The sequence below is a fragment of the Povalibacter sp. genome (genome assembly GCF_036520495.1).
Classification (GTDB): domain Bacteria; phylum Pseudomonadota; class Gammaproteobacteria; order Steroidobacterales; family Steroidobacteraceae; genus Steroidobacter.
Genome location: NZ_DATDJO010000054.1, coordinates 1 through 5,836, shown reverse-complemented (window position 1 = coordinate 5,836; position 5,836 = coordinate 1). Strand labels below are relative to the sequence as shown.

Genomic DNA, 5,836 nt, shown 5'->3' with positions numbered 1-5,836 from the left:
CTGGTTGGCGGCGATCAGCACCAGGTTGTCGCTGGTCTTGTACACGTTCGAAGGCGCCACGTTCGGCAGGATCGCACCGGTGCGCTCACGGATGTAACCCACCTTGTCGTATTCAGTGACGAGCGATTCCATCATGTTGAGCACGGCTTCGTAGATCGCCGAGTCGACGACCTGACCGCGACCGGTCTGCGCACGGTAGTTCAGTGCGGACAATGCACCCACGCAGGCAAAGGTGGCGGCGAGTGAATCACCGATCGAGATGCCCATCCGTGAGGGCGGCGTCGAGGGATCACCCACCACATAGCGCAGGCCGCCCATCGCCTCACCGATGGCACCGAAGCCGGCCTGCTTGGAGTACGGGCCCGTCTGGCCGTAGCCAGACACGCGGATCATGATGAGACCCGGATTGATCTTCGACAGCACGTCGTAACCCAGGCCCCATTTCTCCATGGTGCCGGGACGGAAATTCTCGAGCAGGAAGTCGGCCTTGGCGACCAACTCCTTCAATACCTCCTGACCTTCTTTCTGACGCAGGTCGAGGGTGATCGCCTTCTTGTTGCGCCCCACGACCGGCCACCACAGTGACTTGCCATTGGCTTTCTCACGTCCCCACGCGCGCATCGGATCGCCCTGGCCCGGCGGTTCGACCTTGATCACATCGGCGCCGAAGTCGCCGAGCAGCTGTCCGCAGAACGGGCCCGCCAGCAGCGTGCCCATTTCGATGACCCGCAGGTTGCCCAGAGGGCCGTTCTTGAAAGCATCAGGCGCGTGAGACATGCAACAACTCCTATATATATATGCATGGTGACCGGGACGGCCGGCGGACCGGCCGGGCGAGTCGTAGTCGCCACCGGTGGTTTCCGGCGGCGACTACGCAGCTCCTGCATCAATTCGTCGGCAGGTAGCTCACCTGAGTCTTCATGAACCTCGGTGCGCTCGGCGGCTGCAGACCGGTTTCCGCCACGCAACGCGACTTGAGTTCCTCGATGGTGTCGAAGCCGCGATCGAACAGCTTCTTCTGCGGACGAGCAGCGATCAACTCCTTGCGCAGTGCCTCGGTCGCCGCGACGTCCACCGTCGAGTCGTCCTTCATCACCACACCGAAGCGACGTGCGCCCTCGATGGTGACCAGACCGGCTTCGACGTCGAAGCGCACGGCCTCGATGTCGCGCTCGAACGGATCGCCGCAGCCACCGCCACCCCAGGTGTCGGCCAGCAGCACATCGCCGGCTTCGACCTTGACGTGGTCGATCTTCGAGGGCAGCAGTTCCTGGGAACCATCGACGCGGACCAGCGTCTTCTTGCTGCGCGCACCCGGCTCGCCGCCGTTCACGCCCCACGGATAGGTCAGCCAGCGATCGTCATGGATCGAGATCTCGCCCGGCTCGAGGAAGCGGTACGCAATGCGCAGACCGTTGCCGCCGCGGAACTTGCCGGCACCGCCCGTGTCCGCCAGCGTCTCGTAGGTCTCGATGCGCAGCGGGAAGTAGCTTTCCAGGAATTCGTTCGGCACGTTGGTGAACGAAGGCCACAGCGAGTGACCGTCCGGACCGTCGCCGAAAGGCTTGCCGGGAATGCCGCCGAAGGTGATCTGGAACAGCTGGAACCATTCGCCGTTCTTGTCGTAGCCCGAGTACATCAGGTGCGGGCTGTCGGAGAAACCGGCGCCGCACATGAAGTCCGGATTACCCTGGCCGAGGAGCCCGCCCAGGATGTCGAAGATGCGGCCGAGCGCGTGCGTACGGCACGACAGCGCAGCAGGCTTGAGCGGCTTGAGCAGCGTGGCCGACGGAATGCGCACTTCCATCAGTTCGTAGAAGCCGTCGTTGAACATGATCTGCGGGTCGAACACCATGATCATGTAGATGCCGGCGAACATCTTGAACATCTCTTCGTTCAACAGGAAGTTGATCGAGGAGATCGACTGCGGGTCGGTGCCCGTGAAGTCGAAGATACATTTATCGCCTTCACGCCACATCGAGCAGGCGATGCGGTAGGGGCCCATGCCCATGCCGTCGTCGCAGATATAGTCTTCGAACGACGAACGCTTTTCCGGCACGTTGCGACGGATCAGCTCGCGCATCGCACGCTTGTTGCGATCGAGCATTTCTTCCATTGCCGAATAGAACACGTTGTCACCGAAGCGATCGGCGATCTCGACGCAGCGCAGGGCTGCCGTACGCAGAGCGGCGATGATGGCGTTGAAGTCCGACAGGTTCCAGTGCGGCAGACGGCACTGGTGCAGGATCACGCGCAGCAGTTCCTTCTGCAGTTCGCCCTTGCGATAGATCTTCAGCGGCGGCACCACGATGCCTTCCTCGTAGATCTGGCGCGCATCGGTGGGCAGCGAGCCCGGCACCTTGCCGCCGACGTCGGTCATGTGACCGAACTGCGCGGCCCAGGCCACCAGGCGGCCGTCCTTGAACACCGGCATCAAGAGCAGCCAGTCGTTGGCGTGACTGATCGCGCCGTTGACCGAGTACGGGTCGGACGTGAAGAAAACGTCGCCCTCTTCGATCGTCTCGTCGATGCCGTTCATGAAGCCGTGGATGAACGAACCGAACTGACCGACGACCATCTTGCCGTCGGAGTTCGCGATCATTGGGAAGGAGTCGTGCTGTTCGCGAATGCCGGGCGACATCGCGGTACGGAACAGCACGGTGTCCATCTCGAAGCGCGCGTTACGCAGCGCGCTTTCGATGATGTCGATCGTGACCGTATCGACCGGAATGCGATTGAAGGGAGTGTTGTTGGTCTGTACTAACTTGGCGGGCATGGGAGTGTCCTCAATCCTGATTTAATACGGTACGGGCTTACTTGCTGCTCGGCGCATTTTTGCTGCGCGGCGTCTTCGCCACGTAGCCGTCCGGATAGATCAGAATGTTGCCGAATGCATCGATGTGGCCGACATGCTTCGGCAGAATCACTGTCGTCGAGTCCATCTCCATCACGACGGCCGGACCCGGAACCTTGTTGCCGGCCTTGAGCTTGGCGCGGTCGTACACCGGCGCCGTCTGCGGCGTGCCATCCATGAACACCGACTGCTTGCCCACGATCGCGGCGCTGGCATCGGCGCTGCCTTCGTCCAGTGGCGGGCGCTTCACGCTCGCCGCCTTGCCACGCACCGCAGCGCGCAGCGTCACCAGCTCATGCTCGAGCTCCAGCGCAAACGTGAACAGACGCTTGTGCTCTTCGTCGAACTTCGAGGAAATCGCCTTCAGGCCATCCTTCTTCAGGTCCTCGAGATTCACTTCGACTGTCAGACGCAGGCCCTGACCGCGGTAGCGCAGGTCCACTTCGTAGTTGGTACGCATCTCATCGGCCGGCACGTTCTCCGACGACAGCGCCTTGGCGGCTTCGTCCGCCAGGCCCTGCAGGATCTCGCCGATCTCGGTCGCGCTGGTGTCGCTGAACTTGCGCACGTAGGTGCGTGAACGCTCGTCGCGAATCGCCGTGGTTGCATCGCCCATCGCGCACAGCACGCCCGGGCCCGGCGGAATGATCGACGGCCAGGAACCCAGCAGCTTCGACAGCGCGTTCGCGTGCAGGGGGCCCGCACCGCCGAAGGCCATCAGCGCGAACTCGCGCGGATCGTAGCCCTGCTCGACCGACACCAGACGCAGTGCACCGGTCATGTTCTCATTCACGATGTTGTAGATACCTTCGGCCGCCTGCTGCACCGTGAGCTGCAGCGAGTCCGCCACTTTCTTCACCGCATCGTGCGACAGCTTGCGATCCAGCTGCAGATCGCCACCCAGACGCTGCGCTTCCGGCATGTAGCCGAGCACCACGTTCGCGTCCGTCACCGTCGGCTCCGTGCCGCCGCGGCCATAAGCCGCCGGACCCGGATCCGCGCCCGCACTCGCCGGACCGACGCGCAGCGCCTTGGTCAGCTCCGGCACGTGTGCAATGGAGCCACCGCCCGCGCCCACCGTACGAATGTCGATCGACGATGCACGCACCGTCACGTCGCCCACCGTCGTCTCACGACGCAGGCGCGCTTCGAAATTCTGAATCAATGCCACGTCGGTCGAAGTACCGCCCACGTCCACCGTCAGCACGTTCGGGAAACCCGCCTGCTTCGCCACCCACACCGCGCCGGTGACGCCGCCCGCAGGGCCGGACATCAGCAGGTTCACGGGGAAATCTTCGGCAGAACCCGCGGACGACAGACCGCCGTCGGAACGCAGGATGTGCAGCTTCACCTGCGGTGCCTTTTCCTGCAGCTTCGCCGTCAGGTTCTTCACATAGCGCTGCACGCGCGGACGCACGTACGAGTTCGCCACGGTGGTCACCGTGCGCTCGTACTCCTGCATCTCGGGCACCACTTCACAGGACAGCGACACCGGCACGCCCGGCAGCTCTTCCTGGGCGATGTCACGAATGCGACGCTCGTGCACGTCGTTGGCGAACGAGTTGATCAGGCACACCGTCAACGCTTCGATGTTTTTCTCGCGCAGGCCGCGCAGGCTCACGCGCAGCTTGGCTTCATCCAGCGCTTCCACCACTTCGCCCTGGGCACCGATGCGCTCATCCGCCTCGATCGTGCAGGCGAGCGGCGCCATCGGCAGGCTCTTGTTGTAGATGATCCAGCCGCCCAGGCCGCCCGGCACGAACGAGCGCGCGATCTGCAACACCTGGCGATAGCCACGCGTCGTCACCAGGCCGCACTTTGCGCCGGTGCTGGTCAGCACGGTGTTGGTCGCCACCGTCGTGCCGTGCATCACGTGATCGAGCTGCGACGGCTCGATGCCGGCGCGCTCACACACCCTGAGGATGCCGTTCAACACGCCGATCGACTGATCGGCCGGTGTGCTCGACACCTTGGCCGACCACGTGCCGCCCGTCGCTTCGTTTACCAGCAGCAGGTCCGTGAACGTGCCACCCACATCTACGCCCAGTCGATAGGACATGTATTTGATCTCTTAATTAGAAAGTGTCGATTGTCAGTTGCCGTCGTGCGCGACTACGACGGCAGGTTCGTCCGTGGAAACTCGCCCGCCTTGGCCAGCATGCCGGGAATCGGTCGTCCCAGCGTGTCCTGGAGCCAGCGCGCGGTGTCGATCAGCGCCGGCAGCGAGACGCCGGTCTGAATGCCGCTGCGGTCCAGCAAATAAAGAAGGTCTTCCGTGGCAATGTTGCCGGTCGCCGCCGGCGCGAACGGGCAGCCACCAATGCCGCCGATGCTGGCATCGAGCGTCGTGACACCCGCATCGACTGCCGCCATCGCATTGGCGATACCGGTGTTACGCGTGTTGTGGAAATGACAGCGCAGGCGCATGTCGGGCAGCAGCGCACGCGCCTGCCCAAGGATCTGCGTCACCTGCGCCGGCACACCGACGCCGATGGTGTCGGCAAAACAGATTTCGTACGGGTCGGCCTCGGCCACGCGCTGGGCAATCTCGATCACCCGCGCGATCGGCACTTCGCCCTCGAAGGGGCAACCGAACGCTGCAGAAATCGTGATCTGGGCACGCACACCGGCGGCACGCGCCAACGCGGCCATCTCGATCCAGTCGGCAATCGACTGCTCGGTGCTCACACCCTGGTTGCGGCGATTGAACGTGTCACTCGCCACCACCACCATGCCGATCTCGTGGCAACCGGCCGCGACCGCACGGTCGAAGCCGCGGCGATTCAGCACCAGCCCGGTGAACACCACACCCTCGGGGCGAGGCAGCGCTGCGAGCAGCGGCTCGGCATCGGCCATCTGCGGCACCTTCTTCGGATTCACGAAGCTGGTGACCTCCACACGCCGCAGGCCCGCAGAGATCAGCCGCTCGATCATCTGCACCTTGTCGGCCGTCGAGACGATGCCCGGCTCCAGTTGCAGACC

General features: G+C 63.7%; 4 protein-coding genes. All 4 read right to left on the bottom strand.

What is annotated here, in order from left to right; all coding sequences use genetic code 11:
* A partial coding sequence (locus VIZ63_RS18500; protein WP_331611192.1) for a CoA transferase occupies nt 1–777 on the bottom strand: 777 nt, incomplete at its 3' end.
* 109 nt (nt 778–886) lie between these two features.
* Nucleotides 887–2,776: a hydantoinase B/oxoprolinase family protein gene (locus tag VIZ63_RS18495; RefSeq protein ID WP_331611191.1), complete on the bottom strand. Its 1,890-nt coding sequence runs from the start codon at nt 2,774–2,776 to the stop codon at nt 887–889.
* A 37-nt stretch (nt 2,777–2,813) separates the two neighbouring features.
* Nucleotides 2,814–4,913: a hydantoinase/oxoprolinase family protein gene (locus tag VIZ63_RS18490; protein ID WP_331611190.1), complete on the bottom strand. Its 2,100-nt coding sequence runs from the start codon at nt 4,911–4,913 to the stop codon at nt 2,814–2,816.
* Nucleotides 4,914–4,966: 53 nt separating this feature from the next.
* The coding region (locus VIZ63_RS18485; RefSeq protein WP_331611189.1) for a hydroxymethylglutaryl-CoA lyase at nt 4,967–5,836 on the bottom strand (870 nt) is incomplete at its 5' end.

What these genes read in the sequence shown, in the direction of transcription:
- VIZ63_RS18490 (WP_331611190.1), bottom strand. Translation starts at nt 4,913, where the DNA reads ATGTCCTATCGACTGGGCGTAGATGTGGGTGGCACGTTCACGGACCTG.
- VIZ63_RS18495 (WP_331611191.1), bottom strand. Translation starts at nt 2,776, where the DNA reads ATGCCCGCCAAGTTAGTACAGACCAACAACACTCCCTTCAATCGCATT.